The sequence below is a fragment of the Bacillus sp. GZB genome (assembly GCF_001975995.1).
In the GTDB taxonomy this organism is placed as follows: domain Bacteria; phylum Bacillota; class Bacilli; order Bacillales; family Bacillaceae; genus Bacillus; species Bacillus velezensis.
Map to the genome: position 1 here is coordinate 571,816 of NZ_MTQG01000010.1, position 18,875 is coordinate 590,690.

The 18,875-nt window shown below is 45.0% G+C and carries 16 protein-coding genes and 1 pseudogene; 10 read left to right on the forward strand and 7 right to left on the reverse strand.

Going from position 1 to position 18,875, the window contains the following annotated elements; genetic code table 11:
* Positions 1-91 precede the first annotated feature (91 nt).
* From BXO87_RS03280 to BXO87_RS03305, 6 genes are all read left to right on the forward strand, one after another.
* A complete protein-coding gene (locus tag BXO87_RS03280) occupies positions 92-358 on the forward strand; it encodes a phosphocarrier protein HPr (RefSeq protein WP_003154654.1) in 267 nt (88 codons plus the stop codon).
* Positions 358-2,073 carry a phosphoenolpyruvate--protein phosphotransferase gene (gene ptsP / locus BXO87_RS03285; protein ID WP_076851222.1) on the forward strand — a complete coding sequence of 572 codons (1,716 nt, stop codon included), beginning with the start codon at positions 358-360 and terminating at the stop codon, positions 2,071-2,073. The genes BXO87_RS03280 and ptsP overlap by 1 nt, the downstream gene beginning before the upstream one ends.
* Positions 2,074-2,160: 87 nt before the next feature.
* Positions 2,161-2,400, forward strand: coding sequence for a splAB operon transcriptional regulator SplA (splA, locus tag BXO87_RS03290; RefSeq protein WP_003154646.1), 240 nt, complete (start codon positions 2,161-2,163; stop codon positions 2,398-2,400).
* Positions 2,401-2,484: 84 nt separating this feature from the next.
* Positions 2,485-3,513: a spore photoproduct lyase gene (gene splB, locus BXO87_RS03295; protein WP_038457838.1), complete on the forward strand. Its 1,029-nt coding sequence runs from the start codon at positions 2,485-2,487 to the stop codon at positions 3,511-3,513.
* A 127-nt stretch (positions 3,514-3,640) separates the two neighbouring features.
* Positions 3,641-5,608 carry a methyl-accepting chemotaxis protein gene (locus BXO87_RS03300; RefSeq protein WP_038457841.1) on the forward strand — a complete coding sequence of 656 codons (1,968 nt, stop codon included), beginning with the start codon at positions 3,641-3,643 and terminating at the stop codon, positions 5,606-5,608.
* An 80-nt stretch (positions 5,609-5,688) separates the two neighbouring features.
* A complete protein-coding gene (locus BXO87_RS03305) occupies positions 5,689-6,555 on the forward strand; it encodes an NAD(P)-dependent oxidoreductase (protein ID WP_015239752.1) in 867 nt (288 codons plus the stop codon).
* A gap of 35 nt (positions 6,556-6,590) precedes the next feature.
* Here BXO87_RS03305 and BXO87_RS03310 read toward each other — a convergent pair whose 3' ends face one another.
* Positions 6,591-7,367, reverse strand: a complete 777-nt coding sequence (locus tag BXO87_RS03310; RefSeq protein WP_014417601.1) for a CAP domain-containing protein — start codon at positions 7,365-7,367, stop codon at positions 6,591-6,593.
* Positions 7,368-7,703: 336 nt separating this feature from the next.
* Between BXO87_RS03310 and BXO87_RS03315 the strand changes: the two genes are divergently transcribed.
* Together BXO87_RS03315 and BXO87_RS03320 are read left to right on the forward strand one after the other, a co-directional pair.
* Entirely contained in the window at positions 7,704-9,836 is a 2,133-nt protein-coding gene (locus BXO87_RS03315) for a peptidoglycan D,D-transpeptidase FtsI family protein (protein ID WP_038457844.1), read from the forward strand.
* A gap of 177 nt (positions 9,837-10,013) precedes the next feature.
* Positions 10,014-11,834 carry a PAS domain-containing protein gene (locus BXO87_RS03320; RefSeq protein WP_038457846.1) on the forward strand — a complete coding sequence of 607 codons (1,821 nt, stop codon included), beginning with the start codon at positions 10,014-10,016 and terminating at the stop codon, positions 11,832-11,834.
* Here BXO87_RS03320 and BXO87_RS03325 read toward each other — a convergent pair.
* Positions 11,815-13,028: pseudogene (locus BXO87_RS03325) on the reverse strand (aminotransferase A). The gene BXO87_RS03320 and the pseudogene BXO87_RS03325 sit on opposite strands and share 20 nt — an antisense overlap.
* Before the next feature lie 200 nt (positions 13,029-13,228).
* Entirely contained in the window at positions 13,229-13,390 is a 162-nt protein-coding gene (locus tag BXO87_RS20785) for a hypothetical protein (protein WP_193427903.1), read from the reverse strand.
* Between the two features lie 188 nt (positions 13,391-13,578).
* Here BXO87_RS20785 and cheV point away from each other — a divergent pair, with 188 nt between their 5' ends.
* Positions 13,579-14,490 carry a chemotaxis protein CheV gene (gene cheV / locus BXO87_RS03335; RefSeq protein ID WP_038457848.1) on the forward strand — a complete coding sequence of 304 codons (912 nt, stop codon included), beginning with the start codon at positions 13,579-13,581 and terminating at the stop codon, positions 14,488-14,490.
* A 42-nt stretch (positions 14,491-14,532) separates the two neighbouring features.
* Here the strand turns inward: cheV and BXO87_RS03340 are convergent, their stop codons facing one another.
* The 4 genes from BXO87_RS03340 to BXO87_RS03355 form a co-directional block, all read right to left on the reverse strand.
* Entirely contained in the window at positions 14,533-14,997 is a 465-nt protein-coding gene (locus tag BXO87_RS03340) for a YkyB family protein (RefSeq protein ID WP_003154622.1), read from the reverse strand.
* 122 nt (positions 14,998-15,119) lie between these two features.
* A complete protein-coding gene (locus BXO87_RS03345; RefSeq protein WP_038457850.1) occupies positions 15,120-16,412 on the reverse strand; it encodes an MFS transporter in 1,293 nt (430 codons plus the stop codon).
* Positions 16,413-16,488: 76 nt separating this feature from the next.
* Positions 16,489-16,983 carry a L,D-transpeptidase family protein gene (locus BXO87_RS03350; protein ID WP_088462390.1) on the reverse strand — a complete coding sequence of 165 codons (495 nt, stop codon included), beginning with the start codon at positions 16,981-16,983 and terminating at the stop codon, positions 16,489-16,491.
* Between the two features lie 74 nt (positions 16,984-17,057).
* Positions 17,058-17,921 carry a metallophosphoesterase gene (locus BXO87_RS03355; RefSeq protein WP_076851223.1) on the reverse strand — a complete coding sequence of 288 codons (864 nt, stop codon included), beginning with the start codon at positions 17,919-17,921 and terminating at the stop codon, positions 17,058-17,060.
* A 143-nt stretch (positions 17,922-18,064) separates the two neighbouring features.
* On the opposite strand from BXO87_RS03355, the gene fadH reads away from it, so the two are divergent.
* On the forward strand, positions 18,065-18,829 hold the full coding sequence (fadH, locus tag BXO87_RS03360) for a 2,4-dienoyl-CoA reductase (protein ID WP_076851224.1): 765 nt from the start codon (positions 18,065-18,067) through the stop codon (positions 18,827-18,829).
* Positions 18,830-18,875: the final 46 nt, after the last annotated feature.

Below are 18,875 nucleotides of genomic sequence, written 5' to 3' on the forward strand. Positions count from 1 at the left end.
TAAATACGCCGTGCTTGTCAGATGACAAGTACGGCTGTATGATATAATATTGTGTAGTAAAATAGCTTTAATTTAAAGGAGAATGATAATCATGGCACAAAAAACATTTAAAGTAACAGCAGATTCCGGAATCCACGCTCGTCCTGCGACAGTTCTTGTACAGACTGCAAGCAAATACGATGCTGACGTAAACTTAGAATATAACGGCAAAACAGTAAACCTTAAGTCAATCATGGGCGTTATGTCTCTAGGTATCGCTAAAGGCGCTGAAATCACAATTTCCGCTTCAGGCGCTGACGAAAACGATGCTCTTAACGCTTTAGAAGAAACAATGAAAAGCGAAGGACTCGGCGAGTAATGCAAGAATTAAAAGGAATAGGCGCTTCAGCCGGAATTGCGATTGCGAAAGCATACCGGCTTGAAGAGCCGGACTTAACGGTTGAAAAGAAAAACATTGCTGATGCTGCGGCTGAAGTAAGCCGTTTTGATGAAGCGATTGTACGTTCTAAAGAAGAGCTTGAAAAAATTAAAGAGCATGCTTTAAAAGAACTGGGACAAGACAAAGCTGACATTTTCTCCGCGCACCTTTTAGTTCTGAGTGATCCTGAGCTGTTGAACCCGGTAAAGGAGAAAATCAGCACAGATTCAGTCAATGCTGAATTCGCTTTGAAAGAAACAGCTTCCATGTTCGTTACTATGTTTGAATCAATGGATAACGAATACATGAAAGAGCGTGCGGCGGATATCCGTGACGTAACAAAACGTGTGACGGGGCACCTGCTGGGCGTGGAAATTCCGAACCCGAGCATGATCTCAGAAGAGGTTGTTATCGTGGCTGAAGATTTGACACCGTCTGATACGGCGCAATTAAACCGCCAGTTTGTAAAAGGTTTTACAACTGATATCGGCGGACGCACTTCACACTCCGCGATCATGGCCCGTTCGCTTGAAATTCCGGCTGTCGTCGGCACAAAAGCGGCTACAGGGACAATTGAAAACGGTGTTACGGTAATCGTAGACGGCATCGATGGTGATGTGATCATCGATCCTTCCAGTGAAACGTTACAGAAATATGAAGAAAAGCACAGTGCTTACCTGGCGCAAAAAGCTGAGTGGGCGAAGCTCGTCAATGAACCGACTGTTTCAAAAGACGGCCATCATGTAGAGCTTGCCGCAAATATCGGCACACCTGACGATGTAAAAGGCGTTCTTGAAAACGGAGGAGAAGCTGTAGGGCTTTACCGTACGGAATTCCTTTACATGGGACGCGACCAGCTTCCGACGGAAGACGAGCAGTTTGACGCTTATAAAACGGTTCTTGAGCGTATGGAAGGAAAATCAGTTGTCGTTCGGACATTGGATATCGGCGGCGACAAAGAGCTTCCTTACCTGCAGCTCCCTAAAGAAATGAACCCGTTCTTAGGCTACAGAGCCATCCGCCTTTGCCTTGAAGAGCAAGAAATCTTCAGAACTCAGCTTCGTGCGCTGCTTCGTGCAAGTACATACGGTAACTTAAAAATCATGTTCCCGATGATTGCGACAGTAAACGAGTTTAAACAGGCGAAAGCGATTCTTCTCGAAGAAAAAGAAAAACTCGTCGAAGCCGGCGTAGCGGTTTCTGACGATATTGAAGTCGGTATGATGGTAGAGATTCCGTCTACAGCCGTTATCGCAGATCAGTTTGCCGCAGAAGTTGACTTCTTCAGTATCGGAACAAATGACTTGATCCAATACACGATGGCTGCTGACCGCATGAACGAGCGCGTAGCTTATCTGTATCAGCCATACAATCCGGCGATTCTCCGTCTGGTCACCCTTGTTATTGAAGCCGCTCACAAAGAGGGCAAATGGGTCGGCATGTGCGGAGAAATGGCGGGAGACGAAATTGCGATTCCGATTCTTCTCGGCTTAGGCTTAGATGAGTTCTCGATGAGCGCTACATCCATCCTTCCGGCAAGAACGCAGATCAGCAAGCTTTCTAAAAAAGAAGCTGAATCATTCAAAGAAACAATCTTGTCTATGAGCACGACAGAAGAGGTTGTCGCATTCGTTAAAGAAACATTCAATAAGTAATACAACAGCCAGACGGTGTAAGCCGTCTGGTTTTTTTCATATTCGGAAAAAAGGGGGGAACAATAACTTTCAACAGGAGGGATTATCATGACAAAATCATTTGCAGCGGGGGATACGGTCTATGTGATTTACCGCAATCCGCATGCCGCCAATGTTGCCCATATTAAAGAGGCGGAGATCGTCCATCACCCGTATCATGAGGGAGAATTGTCTCTGTTTTTATACGAAACCTATCATCCGCTGGCCGAAGATGACGCGGTCTTTTCGACATATGAGGAAGCGGAAGCGCTTTACAGCGAGCTTTTTGAAGAAGACCGGTATCATTGATCAAAGGAAATGTTTACAACGCATATTCACTCTCTTTTAAACGGAAAGTAACAATATGAGAATATGTAAAGGGAGTGTCTGTCTATGCTGAAGCCATTTGTGCCCCAGCTTGTTTATATTGAACCGAGAGCGCTCGAATACCCGTTAGGACAAGAGCTGAAGAATAAGTTTGAAAACATGGGGCTTGAGATCAGAGAAACGACATCGCATAATCAAGTCCGGAATATTCCGGGGAAAAATCACTTGCAGCAATACCGGAACGCGAAATCAACATTGGTAATCGGCGTCCGGAAAACACTGAAATTCGATTCTTCAAAGCCGTCCGCCGAATATGCCATTCCGTTTGCGACGGGCTGTATGGGGCATTGCCACTATTGCTACCTGCAGACGACGATGGGGTCAAAGCCTTACATCCGGACATATGTCAATGTGGAAGAGATTCTGGATCAGGCTGATGAGTATATGAAAGAACGGGCGCCGGAATTTACAAGATTTGAAGCCTCTTGTACGTCTGATATCGTAGGAATCGATCATCTGACACATACATTAAAAAGAGCCATTGAACATTTCGGACAAAGCGAATTGGGACAGCTCAGATTCGTGACTAAATTTCACCACGTCGATCATTTGCTTGATGCAAAACATAACGGAAAGACAAGGTTCAGATTCAGCATCAATGCGGACTATGTCATTAAAAACTTTGAACCGGGAACTTCTCCGCTCGACAAACGGATAGAAGCCGCCGTCAAAGTCGCTAAAGCGGGCTATCCGCTCGGTTTCATCGTGGCGCCGATTTATATTCACGATGGCTGGGAGGAAGGCTATAAGGAACTGTTTGAGAAACTTGACACGGCGCTTGATGAAGACGTTCGGCATGACATCACATTTGAACTGATCCAGCACCGTTTTACAAAACCGGCCAAACGGGTGATTGAGAAGAACTATCCGAAAACAAAGCTTGAGCTTGATGAAGAGAAGCGCAGATACAAATGGGGACGCTACGGAATCGGCAAGTATATATACCAAAAAGACGAAGAACATGACTTAAGGAAAACACTCGAATCTTATATCGAAACCTATTTTCCGAAAGCGAAAATCGAATATTTTACGTAAGGCGGAGCTGTCGGCATGACGGCTCTTTTTTTTGCTGCGCCAAATGACGGAAATGTTTGATATTTATTTCAAGATTTATTCATTTTCTTGGCCGAAAGACCGATATAACTCTCAGGAGGGGATGGTTATGTTTAAAAAAATGCATATCAAAATTGCTGTGTTTGTCTCGGCAATGCTTATCGTAACGGTTGTTTTTTTAACGGTTTCTTCATATTTGACATTAAAGCCGATGATGACGGAGGAAGCAAAACGTACGACAGAGAATGTCACCAATTCACTCGGTCAGAACATTGAGCTTCAGCTGAAAAATGATGAGACCGTATTATTGAGATTAGCAGACGGTGAATTGTCCCGGTCTTTTCTATCAGATGGGAAGAAAGAAACCGCGCGGCTTTTTAACGATGAGTTAAAGCAGATCGGACAGAATGACAAATATGTCGCGCTTGCGTACGTCGGAACCGCAAACAAACAAATGTTTACATATCCAAAGGCCGATTTTGCCAAAGACTATGATCCGACAAATAGAACGTGGTATAAGATGGCGGCTGAAAAACCCGATAAGGTTGTCTGGACTGACCCTTATAAAGATGCAGTGACGGGAGACATGATCGTGACGGCGTCAAAAGCCATTCAAAACAGCGGAACCGTCGTCGGAGTGGCGAGCTTAGATCTGAAGCTGTCCTCCATTCAGAGCATGGTCAACGAGCAAAAGGTCCCGTATAAAGGATTTGCGTTTTTAGCGGATGAAAATGGCTCTCTTCTGGCGCATCCGGAAAAACAGGGGAAAAATATTTCGGAAGATCAGACGTTAAAAGACATCACTACGGATAAAGAAGGTATCAAAGAGCTGCGGGGGAACATGGTCGTCTACCAAACGGTAAAAGAAACAGGGTGGAAAGTCGGAACGCAGTTTGAAAAAGATCAGCTGATGGGAGTAGCCGACAAAATGAACACGGTGAGCATTTTTATGTCACTGATCGCCCTTGTGATTACGATCGGACTCAGCTATTTCCTCGCAAAAACGATAACCGGGCCGATTCAGCAGCTGATCGCCAAAACAAATTCAGTCTCAGCGGGAGATTTAACCGTCCGGGCCCAGACGAAATCAAAAGATGAAGTAGGCGAGTTAACAAAAGACTTTAACCAAATGGTTGAAAATATGAAAGAGATGGTCGAACAGGTCAAGACCTCTTCGGAAAATGTGTCCGATACATCTGACCAATTAACCGTCATTTCACAAGAAACAAATGAAACGAGCGGACAAATCGCAAAAGCGATAGAGGAAGTCGCCGCCGGAGCGACAGAGCAAGCGTCAGAGGTTGAGACAATCAACGAAAAATCAGAAAATCTCTCGGTCAAAATAAAAGGAATCGCAGATCGCGCAGGCAGCATAAAACAACTTTCAAAATCTTCAGAGGATGCCAGCTACAAAGGACTGGACGCGCTTGGGCAGCTGCTGATGAAGTCAAACGAAGCCAATTCAGAAACGAAAAAAGTAGAGGCAATGCTGAATGACCTGGAAGAACAAACGAAAAACATAGAAGAAGTCGTGACGGCAATATCCGCCATTTCAGACCAGACGAACCTCTTGGCGCTGAATGCGAGCATTGAAGCCGCAAGAGCAGGAGAAAGCGGCCGGGGCTTTGCCGTCGTCGCGGAAGAAGTCCGCAAGCTTGCTGAACAATCAGCTCTTTCTTCCGGCCATATCAGTGAGACGGTCCGTCTGATTCAATCTGAGACAAAAGAAGCGTCACACGCGATGATTGAGGCAAGCAGAATGAATGATGAACAAAACAGCGCCATTCATGAAACGGGTGAGGTTCTCAATCTGATTACGACGGAAATGCAGTCTCTCGTTCAAGGTATAGATCATATTTACAATGACATTCAAAAAATGAGTGAAGAACAAGCCGCGATTCAAGAAGCGATTCAAAGCATCTCCGCCATTTCTCAAGAATCTGCGGCAGCGGCGGAAGAAGTGAACGCTTCTACTGATGAACAGCTCGTTACGCTTGAAAAAGTGAAGCAATCGACTGATATGTTAAAGAGCGCAAGCGAAGATCTGATCAGCGCCATTTCTAAATTCACCTTGTAACGCGGTCTCTATCAGCCTATAATATGGTAATATAGACATGAAAGAGTGATATATGAATCGCATCAGGGGAGGAAAGCGCAGTGAACAAAACGGTCGGATTTATCGGTTTGGGCGTCATGGGAAACAGTATGGCATCGCACATTTTAGAAGCGGGCTATCCTGTTTTAGTCTACACGCGTACGAAACAAAAAGCGGAAGAGATTCTGAATAAGGGAGCGGTCTGGCAGGAGACGGTCAAAGACCTTTCAGAGAAAGCTGACATTATTATTACCATGGTCGGCTACCCGAGTGATGTCGAGGAAATCTATCTCGGCGAAAACGGCATTCTCCGCCACGCAAAAGAAGGGGCGTTTGTCATTGACATGACGACATCAAAACCGTCTCTGGCGAAAAAGATTGCGGAGCAGGCCAAAGAAAAGTCCATTCACGCCTTGGATGCACCCGTTTCCGGCGGAGACATCGGCGCGAGGAACGGAACGCTTGCCATTATGGCCGGAGGAGAAAAAGAAGCGTTTGAAGCATGCCTGCCGCTTTTCTCCGTTATGGGGGAAAACATTCAGTATCAAGGGCCGGCTGGCAGCGGCCAGCATACGAAAATGTGCAATCAGATCGCGATTGCAGCGGGAATGGTCGGAGTGGCTGAAGCGATGGCTTACGCTGAAAAATCCGGTCTGAACCCGGAACAAGTGCTGAAAAGCATTACAACCGGAGCGGCTGGCAGCTGGTCATTGTCAAATCTCGCCCCCCGTATGCTGAAAGGCGATTTTGCGCCGGGATTCTACGTGAAACACTTTATTAAAGACATGGGCATCGCCCTTGAAGAAGCGGAGCTCATGGGAGAAGAGATGCCCGGATTGGCGCTCGCCAAATCATTATACGACAAGCTTTCCGCGCAAGGAGAAGAAAACAGCGGAACTCAAAGTATTTATAAGCTTTGGGTGAAATAAAAAAGATTGCCTGCAGGGGCAATCTTTTTTATTATTTATTTTCCGATGAATTGCTGTGTCCAGATGTTTCCTGATTCTACATAACCGACACCGATTTGAGTGAACTCAGGATTCATGATGTTCTTTCTGTGGCCTTCACTGTTCATCCAAGCTTTAACGACAGCTTCAGGAGTCGGCTGTCCTTTGGCGATATTTTCACCGGCAGTTTTATAAGTGATTCCGAAAGACTTCATCATATCGAAAGGTGAGCCGTAAGTAGGGCTTTGGTGATCAAAATAGTTTTTGTCTTTCATATCTTGTGATTTTGCGTGAGCGGATTTGCTTAATTTTTCATCAATCTGCAGAGGTTTTAAGCCTTGCTTTTGTCTCTCTGCGTTTGTCAATTCAACGACTTTCTTTTCATACGCACTGACAGATGAAGGAGTTTTCTCACTGCTGTTGTTTGTGTTATCTGTCTGCTTTGCATTGTCAGCCGTCTGGTTTTGATCGGCTTTCGGTTTTTCGGCAGCTGCCGGAGCCGTTTTTGCCGGTGTTTCTTTTTGAACGTCTTTAACTGTCATATCAGAATGCTTTGCGTGTTTTTGCAGCAGCTGAGTCAGTTCTTTCTCATTTTTAACGTTCAGCTTTTTCACGCTCGTTTTCATATGTAGTTTTTCAACAGCCTCTTGAAGAGTCAGATGCTGTACAGTGTTTCCTTTTTTCACAGTAACGACGTGCTGGCATGACAGCTCTTTGGCAGATGCCTGCTGAATGCCTCCGAATGTAATCAAACTGACTGCCGCGGCGGCAGATAAGAGAAATGCTTTTTTCATAGTTAATAGCCTCCCAGAGAAGTTTTTTTCTACATGAAAAATCTTATCACAGCTTTTTTGTCATAATGCAGGCAGCCATTTCCTTTGACAACAAACTCTTGTCATAATTGTAATTGAGCGCAGAAAAATAGCTCTATACCGGGAAAAACGATCTGTATTTATTTTTTAAAATCCGTTACATCTCTTCAAATTATTTGAAGTGTTAGATATATTTTAAGATAATTTGATCTTGACAGTTTTTTTTACCCGTTTTTGCTGTAACAACTTTTACAAAAATGTTACAATTAAAATCTGTTTATGTAAATATATTCAATGATTTGAGAGGTGTAACAGAAAGTGGCTGAAGTCGCGCGCGAACCAAAGAAAAAAACGAAACGTTACAGAGCGCTGAGAATGAATCTCTATTTTTTGATTGTTTTTCTTCTCTTTACGGCACTGATTTTTAAACTCGGCATCGTCCAGATTGTCGAAGGGGATAAACACCGCCAGGATGCGGAGAAGGCAAATGCAAAAACAGCCTATTATCCGACACCGCGGGGAAAAATGTATGACAAGCGGAACAGAGTGGCGGTTGATAACCAGGCTGTGCCTGAAATTGTATACGTTTCTACCTCAAAAACCTCGGCAAAGGACAAATTGAAAACGGCAAAAAATCTCGCCGCACTGATTCATATTGATACTGAATTTATGAAGGATCGAAATATCATTGATTACTGGCTTGCCGCACATCCGAAGAAGGCGGAAAAGCTTATGAAGGATTCAGAAAACAGCCTGAAACCGCAAGAAGTATACAAACGCCAGATTGAACGCGTCCCAAAGCAGGAGATTGACGCGATCAAAAAAAATAAAAAAGAGCTGGAAGTCGCGGCGATTTATACGCGTTTTTCAAGCGGAAACGCCTATCAGCCGCAAGTCGTCAAATCAATGGACCCGAATAAGCTGAACGGAAACGGAAACAGCGGGTCACTGCTTGACGAACATGAAAACAACAAACAGAAACCGAAAAGCGATCTGACATATGAAGAAGTTTCCGTCGTATCCGAGCACCTGAAAGAGCTCCCCGGCATTGACGTGATCAATGACTGGACGCGAAAATATCCGTACGACAAAACGCTGTACTCTCTGTTCGGCGGTGTGACGACACCGGAACAGGGATTGTTGGGCGAACGGAAAGATTATTATGTCACAAGAGGCTACTCACTGAATGACCGGGTGGGTAAAAGCTACATTGAATATCAGTATGAAGACTATCTAAACGCGCATAAAGAAAAAGTTGAGTATGTGGAAAACAGCAAAGGTGAAGTCGTCAGCCAAAAGCCCGTCGATGAAGGCAGCAGAGGCTACGATCTGCAGCTCTCGCTCGATATGGAATTACAGTCGAAAGTCGAAAAAGTCATTGAAAAAGAGCTGAGAAGAAGCCGCGCCGCAGGCAACTATATGGTTGACAGAGGATTTGCCGTCATGATGGACCCGAACAACGGGGATATTCTCTCAATGGCGGGGAAACGCATCGATCTCGAAACAAATAAAATACAGGATTTTGCGATCGGATCATTTACGACCCAATATGAGATGGGCTCTTCTGTTAAAGGAGCGACTGTTCTCGCGGGTTACCAAAGCGGCCTCCCGCATTATAAAACGTTTGTCGATGCACCGCTTGTATTTAAAGGCAAAACGAGAAAACAATCGTGGACACAAATGGGAGCCATTACTGAGCTGACCGCGCTGCAAAGAAGTTCAAACGTGTATATGTTTCATGTGGCCATGCATATCGCCGGCATTACCTACAGGCCGTACGGCACGCTGCCTGCCGGATTAGACGATATTAAAAAAATGCGCAACTACTACGCCCAATTCGGTTTGGGTGTGAAGACCGGGATTGATCTTCCCCAGGAATCAGCGGGCATGCAGTCAAATCCGCAAATGGTCGGGGGATTGCTGCTTGACTTTGCGATCGGACAATTTGATACATATACGCCGCTTCAAATGGCTCAATATATTTCAGCCATCGCAAATGGCGGGTATCGCGTCCAGCCGCGGATCGTCACAAGCATTCATGAACCGGACAGCAAAAATAAGATTGGAAAAGCGATTGAACAGCGAGATATTAAAATTTTGAACAAAGTAAATAACAGTCCGAGCGATTTTGACCAAGTTCATAAAGGAATGAAATTGGTCACAAGCTCACCTCAAGGAACGGCTTATTCAACATTCCAAGGTTCCGGCGCTGATGTTTCCGGAAAAACGGGAACCGCGGAGACGCACTATTACGGCACGAACAAAAACTGGTGGGGGAAGTACACGTATAACCTGACCTTTGTCGGCTATTATCCGTCAGAACATCCAAGAGTGGCATTCAGCGTCGTCGTTCCGTCTGTTCGAAATGATAAAGATCATGTAAGCAAAAACATTGCCAAGGGAGCAATTGACGCTTACAAAGAACTTGAAAAGAAATACAATAAAAAATAACAAATGAAAGGGCGGCCGAACATCTCGTGCGCCCTTTCTTTCATTCAGGAAAATTGACGTTCACAATAAGAATAGAAGGAGAATGCTTATTTTTTAGCGAATCAATCTAGTGGAATTTCTTTTTATATCAGTCCGTGTCCAGCCTGCAGTGCGAGTATAATGCAAAGGAGGGATTCTGTGGAACAGGATACTCAGCATGTCAAACAGTTTCAATCGAAAACCGATCTTCATGCCGTTTTGACGTCTAACGGGCGTATTATGTATATTTCTGCAAACTGCAAATCGTACTTCAGTTATTCTCAGGAAGAGATGATCGGGTCATTTCTCAAAACGTTCCTGCATGAAGAAGATCAATTTTTGGTTGAAAGTTACTTCTATAATGAGCATCATTTGATGCCTTGCACCTTTCGTCTTATTAAAAAAGATCATACCATCGTATGGCTTGAAGCGGGTGTGGAAATTGTCACACCGCAAATGGAGGGGACGGATCGGGAAATCATCCTCAAAATCAAGGTGCTTGAGGAGAAGACGCCCCGCCGGCCTTATATGTATGAACAAAAGAAGCAACAGGCAGAACAACAGTCGGAAGATGCGGTTGGAAACGGCGAATTCGAGCGTCTTGTCGAAATGCTGCCGAATCCTTTATATGTCAGCATCAACGGCACAATCGCCTACGCCAACAACGCGATGCTTGCCATGCTGGGAGCCGAAAGCAAAGACGAGGTAATCGGCAGGCGCTCTTATGAGTTTATTGAAGAAGAGTATCACGACATTGTGAAAAACCGAATTGTGCGGATGCAAAAAGGAATGGAAGTCGGAATGATCGAACAGACGTGGAGAAGGCTCGACGGCACGCCCGTTCATTTAGAAGTGAAGGCGGCACCGACGACATATAAAAATCAGCGGGCGGAATTGCTGCTTCTGATTGATATTTCTTCACGGAAAAAATTCCAAACGATTCTGCAAAAAAGCAGAGAGCGTTATCAGCTCCTCATTCAGAATTCAATTGACACGATCGCCGTGATTCACAATGATAAATGGGTATTCATGAATGAGTCGGGCATTTCGCTGTTTGAGGCTGAAACATATGAAGATTTAATTGGGAAAAACGTCTATGATCAGCTTCATCCCTGTGATCATGACGGCGTGAAACAGCGGATCCAAAATATTATCAACCGAAAGACCGAGTCAGAAATTATTAAGCAATCGTGGTTTACCTTTAAAAACCGGCTGATCTACACGGAAATGGTCTGCATTCCGACGACGTTTTTCGGAGAAACGGCCGTGCAGGTCATTCTGCGTGATATTTCTGAGCGGAAGCAGACGGAGGAATTAATGCTGAAGTCGGAGAAGCTGTCTATCGCAGGGCAGCTGGCGGCGGGAATCGCTCACGAAATCCGCAATCCGCTGACGGCGATCAAAGGATTTTTACAGCTCATGAAGCCGACGATGGGGGAAAACGAACATTACTTTGAAATTGTGTTTTCTGAACTGAGCAGAATCGAATTAATTTTAAGTGAGCTTTTAATGCTTGCCAAACCTCAGCAAAACGCCGTGAAAGAGCGTGTAAACTTAAAGAAAATTATAAGTGAAGTGACCGCTCTTTTAGAGACGCAGGCAAATCTTAAAGGGATTTTTATCAAAACGGATTACGAACATGACAGCATGTATATTAACGGTGATCAAAATCAGCTGAAACAGGTGTTTATCAATCTGATTAAAAATGCCGTTGAGTCGATGCCGGATGGGGGAACGGTTCACATTCTTATGACAGAAGATGAGTATTCTGTTAATGTGACGGTGAAAGACGAGGGTGACGGGATACCGGAAAACGTGCTGAAACGAATAGGCGAACCGTTTTTGACAACGAAAGAAAAAGGAACCGGCCTGGGGCTGATGGTCACATTCAACCTTATTAAAAACCATCAGGGAGCCATCCAAGTAGACAGCAAACCGGATAGAGGCACGGCCTTTCATATTACATTCCCGAAACAATAAAAAACAACGGCGTTATGCCGTTGTTTAAATAGTCTGCATGGATTCTCTCGTTTTTAAAATAAATGCTTCCAGCCGGTCCAAGCCTTCTCTCAATGTATCCAGTGAATATGCGAATGACAGCCTCACATACCCTTCACCCAACTTTGAAAACGAGCTGCCGGGCACAAGAGCCACACCTGCATCCTCTAAAAGAGCCATACTAAAATCAAACGATGACATTCCGAATGACTTAATGGAAGGGAAGATATAAAATGCGCCTGACGGCTTTACGACGTCAAGCCCCATTGAAACTAGACGGTCATATACATAGTCAAGCCGCTTTTTATACTGTTCTCTCATAATAAGCGCATCATCAACACCGTTTGTCACCGCTTCAAGAGCCGCTTTCTGAGAGATTGAAGACGCGCATGTCACACTGTATTGGTGAACCTTTAAGATGTGCTTGGCAATTTCTTTCGGTGCGAAAATGAAACCGATTCTCCAGCCCGTCATGCTGTGTGATTTTGACAGGCCGTTGATGACGATCGTCTGGTCTCTCAAATAAGACGCGATCGAATAATGCGGTCTGTCATAGGTTAATTCGCTGTAAATCTCATCAGACAGGACAAAAACATTTCTGCCCTTCAGGACGGCTGCGATGTTTTGCAGCTCTTCCTCAGACAATGTCACTCCGGTCGGATTTGACGGATAAGGAAGAATGACGCATTTTGTTTTTGGTGTCAGCGATTCTTCAATGAGCCGCGCCGTCAGCTTAAATCCGTGTGTCGTCGTATCCACATGGACCGGAACGGCGCCCGACATGCGGATGATCGGTTCGTAACCCGGATATATCGGTCCGGGGAGAATAACTTCATCGCCCGGAGATAAAATCGTCCGCAAAGACGCGTCAATCGCTTGGCTTGCCCCGGTTGTGACGATGATTTCAGTTTCAGCTTCATAATTCAAATCAGCTTTTTTCTTCATATAAAGCTGTACGGCCTGTCTCAGCTCAAGGCCGCCCGCATTCGGAGTATATGCCGTTGCGTTCTCGTCGATTGCCTTTTTGGCAGCCGCTTTGACATGGTGCGGCGTGAAGAAATCCGGCTGACCGATCGTAAGCGAAATGACATTGTCGTGCTGAGCTACAAGATTTGAGAATTTGCGAATTCCTGAAATTTCAATTTCTTTTACATTCGGATTAAGCAAATGTTCCATAATTCATCACCTTATACTATATATTGAGTTTATCCTATTTTACCACTAGCTGAGCATTTGTCATCTTTTTATTGAACTATCCCGAGTATATGTCCGATATGTGAAAACATACCTTCTTTCAGAAAAAAATAAGACAACCAGCTGAAATGATTGTCTTCATTGTATCATGATCTATCTATTGTGATATGTGGCGAATGTCATTAATACCCGTATTCAAAGCTGACGTCTTCCCGCCATAAGATGTATGGGGCGGGCTTGTCGGGATGCTCTTTCGCCTCTTTTTTCATTTGCAGGTAAGCCGTTTTGCTGATATCTTCTAACACCGTCATTTGATCTTGGTCGAATATGACTACTGTACCCATTTATTACACCCTTCTTCCTGAAAAATCCTTGACTATTTTACCACTCGATGTCAAAAAGTCAATGGGATATCAGAAAAAAGCATTTTTTTATAAAGAGTTCATGGCCAGTTGGACCGAATACATTCACTTTTTCCGTTTCCAGCCGATATATACAGTACAATACTGAATGCGGATAGCGAGGGATTGAATTGTCTTTACAACAATACGATATTTTATTGGATTCAGGCACAAACGAATTAGAAATCGTCAAATTTGAAGTAGGCGTCAATACATTTGGCATAAATGTGATGAAAGTCCGGGAAATCATTCAGCCGGTAGAGGTCACATCTGTGCCTCAGTCTCATAAAGACGTAGAAGGGATGATTAAGCTGAGAGGCGAAATTCTTCCCGTCATCAGTCTGTATTCCTTTTTCGGCGTTGATGCCGAAGGAGCAAAAGACGATAAATATATCGTAACGGAATTCAACAAACGGAAAATCGTCTTTCACGTCGGTTCCGTTTCACAAATCCACAGGGTGTCCTGGGAGGCGATTGAAAAGCCGACTTCCCTGAACCAGGGCATGGAGCGGCATTTAACGGGAATCATCAAACTGGAAGACACGATGATCTTTCTGCCCGATTATGAAAAGATCATTTACGATATTGAATCGGCATCGGGAGTTGAGACTTATCATGTCCATCAGGAAGGATTTGATGAAAGACGGGCGGGTAAAAAACTGATCATCGTTGAAGATTCGCCGCTTCTGATGCGTCTTTTGACGGATGAGCTGACTGAGGCGGGGTACAGTGAAATCGTTACGTTTGAAAACGGAAAAGAAGCGTATGATTACGTCGTGGAACTGACGGATAACGGAGAAAACCTGTCAGACCATATTGACATGATTATCAGTGACATTGAGATGCCGAAAATGGACGGGCATCGTTTGACGAAGCTCCTTAAGGATAACCCGCAAAGCTCTGATGTGCCGATTATGATTTTCTCGTCCCTGATTACGGACGACCTGCGCCACCGGGGCGAAGTAGTCGGAGCGGATGAACAGATCAGCAAGCCTGAAATCAGCGAGCTCATTAAAAAAGTGGATACGTACGTGATTGAATAGAAAAAAGCCGATGCATGACGCATCGGCTTTTTTGCGGCGGAATTAAAAATAACTCTCACCAAGTTTTTTAAATACGGGTTTATGATAAGCGGGCTGCTGCCTGTTGGCGGCAAGCGGTTTTTCCTTTAAGCCCACATATTTTTGCAATACGTTTTTCGCTTTTGTCAAAGACATTTGTGCTTTAGGATTGCGGTACGATTGATTTAACGTACCTAAATGCGGAAGATGCTGGAAGTCTTCTTTTGTTGGAGGCATGTGAAAATAGTAGTCTCCGATAGAGATAAGTACGTCTGACTGCTGTTGGCTAAACCTGGGATTATTTGAAAAGTGAAGCCCTATTTTTTTCCCTTTGCCTTCTTTCACAAGCTTTTGTAATGCCCGTTTTTTCAGCAGATAAAGGTATTTAGGGTTGGGGGCGGTTTTTGCATGGCGGTTCACAGTATAAACAGCTTTTGAAAGATTCTCGATGGTTGGCTGCAGCTCTTTCGAATAAGCGTGGTCGTCCATTATTTCTCTCCTTTGCATTGATCAAGTTCATATATAGATTATACTTTTTTAGCGTTGAAATGCAAATATTGATTATAAAAATACGCCTTTTTCTGATGAAAAGGGCGCATCTTTTTCCTTTATTAGACAGGATTCGCATGTTTTTCGGAATCAGCCTTTAATGATTGCTGCACATCGACCTCTGCTGCCTCGGCGCTGTATTTCGGAAGAGCGATAAAATAGAACACAAATACCGCTAAAATCACGATTCCCATGCCGTAATAAAGGTAATCAATATTGGTAACGAATTTCGGAAATAACAGGGCGACCAGTCCGAGTGTAATCGATTGGGCAAACATCATAAAAGGATCCTGCCAGCCGCTGACCCGGCCCATTATTTTCGGATGAACGATTTTCGGCATCCAGCCGCCGATGGCGATATTGACAGGGCCGATGCAGATGCCGAGGACGAAAGCCGCCGCATAATAAATCCACAGCTTATCCGTATAGCCGAGGACAAAAATGAGCAGTCCGGCTGCCAAAATAGGAATCGACATCAAATGATGCGGTTTGACTTTTTTTGCGATCATCGTTCCGATCACACTTCCTGCAAGCAGGCCGAAGCCGAGTGCGACGGTGAAGATGGAAGTATGTGATTCGTAATGATCAGGCGCAAGTCCGTATTTCATCGTAAACATCGGCAGTACGGCAAAGCCGCCGTTGACAAAACCAAAGATAAAAAAGCCGAAAATAAGGGAAGCAAGCAATTTGTTTTTAACAATATATACGATCCCTTCCTTAAAATCAGCGACCGAGTCTTTCAGAAACGAATCTCCCCATTTAAAAGGGCCGTTCGGCTGACGGGCTTCTTTCGGAATGCGGCAGGCGCGGATCAGAAAGCCTGATACAATAAAGCTGACAAAATCAAGGATAATGGCTCCGTGAATACCGATCGTTTTATACATAAACGCGCCTATACCGACGCCGAATACCATGAAGATGCTGAACAGGATCTGGTTAAGTCCCGCCGCTTTCGCGTAATGCTCCTTAGGCAGAATAGCTTGTACAAGGCTGGCTTCCGCCGGGAAAAAGAACTTGGTCACGGCGCTTCTGATGAACAAAATACAGAACACGAGAGGGATGCTCCCGGTGTATAATGCGGCAAACAATACGATCGTCAGTCCGGCTCTGATCCAGTCACAATTCTCTGCGACCTTTTTTCTGTCAAGCCGGTCAGCTGCGACACCGACAATCAGAAATACGAAAACTGTCGGCAGTGAATACATCAGCTCAGCCAAAGTCGTGTATGCCGGCTGGTTTGAAAAATGGTCCAGCAAGTAAAAAGCGAAAGCCATATTACCTACAGTCGTTCCCATTTGAGAAGCGAGTGCTGCGAAAAAGAGACGGACAAAATTGCGATTTTTAAATATATCCATAAACACGCTCCTTACCCTAAAGGTCCCACTGTAATATATTATCATCAGCTCGTTCCATTAACAAATAAAGATCTTTCTATCTTATAATAGTCACTCTTGTTCCATTAGGAACGGTAGCGGCAAGTTCAGTGACGTCCTGATTATACATCCGGATGCATCCTTTTGATACCGCTTTGCCGATGGAGGAAGGATTATTTGTTCCGTGAATGCCGTAATGAATTTTAGAGAGGCTGAGCCAATAAGCGCCGAACGGGCCGCCGGGCTTAGGCTGGCGGTTCACGATGTAAAATTCTCCGGTCGGCGTGGTCGTCAATATTTTTCCGACTGCGATGGGGTACGTACGGATGAGCCTGCCAAGGCGGTATAACTCCAGTTTTTTCGCTCCGATATACACGATGATGGAGTAGGGAATGGTGGATGGATCGGGAAGATTCGGTATGATAATATGCTGTCCCGCGTATATGACCGATTGGATTGAGGGATTTGCCTGAAGGAGAGCAGCAGTGCTTATTCTGAAGTCTTGCGCAATGCTTGAGATGGTTTCTCCTTGTTTCACTTGATATGTCAGCAGTTTCATCACCCTCCTTTTTGCTCTTTTCCATATACATATTACGGAGGGGGTGTCTGTGCATCAGGATAAAAGTCTTATTTTTGTTCGGTTTTCAATGTGAACAGCGTGATTTCCGGTCTGGCTAAAAATCGATACGGCAGTCTTGTCGTACCGAGCCCGCGATTGACGTAAACGGCTGTGTCATGCAGCGTATACATGCCGTCGGTATACGTTTTTCCGTATGGAGGCGTAATGAGAGGGCCGAAAAACGGGAGCTGGACCTGGCCGCCGTGAGTGTGTCCCGACAGCTGGAGGTTTACGGGATATCCGCCGATCTTGAGAGCGGCATCAGGCTCGTGGACGATTAAAATGGAAAACGTATCTTCGGAAAGGCGGGACAGGGTGCTTTCATAATCGGGTTTTCCGAGCATTACATCATCCAAAAACGCGAGTTCAATCCGGCTTCCGTCTGTCAGCTGCACCTGACGGTAGCCATTTCGAAGCACTTGAAAATCAGCAGCTTCCATCAGAGCCTTGTACGTGTTCGTACCGTAGCCTCCGTGGTCATGGTTTCCGTAAACACAAAGTTTGCCGAAGGGAGCTTCCAGATTTTGCAGCACGGCGAGTGCATGCTGATGATCATTAAATAAATGCGGCTTATCAATTAAATCTCCCGTAAAGATGAGCAGATCGGGTTTCAGCTGATTGATCTTTTCCGCTGCTTTATTCAAGTCACCGGGTGTAAACACATCACTGAGATGCGTATCGCTGAATTGAACGATTTTAAAATTGTCAAAGCCGCTGGGGATCAGGCGGTTGGTGATTGTATGACGGGTGATCTCAATCATGCGCGGTTCAATATACCGGGCATAGCCGTAACCTCCGCAAGCCGTTGCGAGAGTTGCACCCAAAATGCCGAATCCTCTTTTTAAAAATGTTCTTCTAGTCATTTTCTCCATCTGTAAAACCAACCTTTGTCAGAGTTGTTCTATTATATCATCAGCTTGGCTGAAAAATCCCTTCTCAGCATGTAATGACGCGGAAAGACATCTATGATAAGATTATGAATGATTATTCATTCAATATAAGGGGTGGGTTTGTTATGGATAAGAAAGCGGTAATCATTACAGGCGGTTCAAGCGGCATGGGAAAAGCAATGGCGAAAAAACAGGCTGAATTAGGATGGCATGTCATGGTGACAGGGAGGAACCGTGAAGCACTTGAGGAAACAAAAAAAGAAATTGAGACCTTTGAGGGGCAGGTCGCCTGTTTTCAAATGGATGTCCGTTCTGATTCCGCCGCTTCAGACATGATTACAGAAGCGAAAAAAGTCTTTGGCCGGCTCGATGCGCTGATTAACAATGCGGCCGGCAATTTTATTTGCCCGGCAGAGAAGCTGACGCCCAATGGATGGAAAGCTGTTATTGAGATTGTTTTAAACGGCACATTTTTCTGCAGCCAAGCCGCGGCAAGGCATTGGATCGAGCAGGAGCAGAAGGGCGTCATCTTAAATATGGCCGCTACATACGCATGGGGAGCGGGAGCGGGTGTCGTTCATTCCGCTGCAGCCAAAGCGGGGGTATTGTCACTGACAAGAACGCTGGCCGTTGAATGGGGGAGCAAATACGGCATCCGGACAAACGCGATAGCCCCCGGCCCGATTGAACGGACAGGCGGTGCGGAAAAGCTGTTCGAATCGGAAAAAGCCGTGTCCCGCACTATGAACAGTGTACCGCTCGGCCGTCTGGGGACACCGGAGGAAATCGCCGCTTTGGCAGCGTTTTTGCTATCCGATGAAGCATCCTATATAAACGGGGATTGTATCACAATGGACGGGGGGCAATGGCTGAATCCTTACCCGTTTTAATTTACATGACATATTTTGCAAAGCAAGCGAACGTTAAAGGTGAACG

Coding starts and splice junctions, on each gene's coding strand:
- splB (WP_038457838.1), top strand. CDS start 2,485: ATGCTGAAGCCATTTGTGCCCCAGCTTGTTTATATTGAACCGAGAGCG.
- BXO87_RS03345 (WP_038457850.1), bottom strand. CDS start 16,412: ATGGATATATTTAAAAATCGCAATTTTGTCCGTCTCTTTTTCGCAGCA.
- BXO87_RS03355 (WP_076851223.1), bottom strand. CDS start 17,921: ATGGAGAAAATGACTAGAAGAACATTTTTAAAAAGAGGATTCGGCATT.
- BXO87_RS03300 (WP_038457841.1), top strand. CDS start 3,641: ATGTTTAAAAAAATGCATATCAAAATTGCTGTGTTTGTCTCGGCAATG.
- BXO87_RS20785 (WP_193427903.1), bottom strand. CDS start 13,390: ATGGGTACAGTAGTCATATTCGACCAAGATCAAATGACGGTGTTAGAA.
- splA (WP_003154646.1), top strand. CDS start 2,161: ATGACAAAATCATTTGCAGCGGGGGATACGGTCTATGTGATTTACCGC.
- BXO87_RS03310 (WP_014417601.1), bottom strand. CDS start 7,367: ATGAAAAAAGCATTTCTCTTATCTGCCGCCGCGGCAGTCAGTTTGATT.
- ptsP (WP_076851222.1), top strand. CDS start 358: ATGCAAGAATTAAAAGGAATAGGCGCTTCAGCCGGAATTGCGATTGCG.
- fadH (WP_076851224.1), top strand. CDS start 18,065: ATGGATAAGAAAGCGGTAATCATTACAGGCGGTTCAAGCGGCATGGGA.
- BXO87_RS03280 (WP_003154654.1), top strand. CDS start 92: ATGGCACAAAAAACATTTAAAGTAACAGCAGATTCCGGAATCCACGCT.
- BXO87_RS03340 (WP_003154622.1), bottom strand. CDS start 14,997: ATGGACGACCACGCTTATTCGAAAGAGCTGCAGCCAACCATCGAGAAT.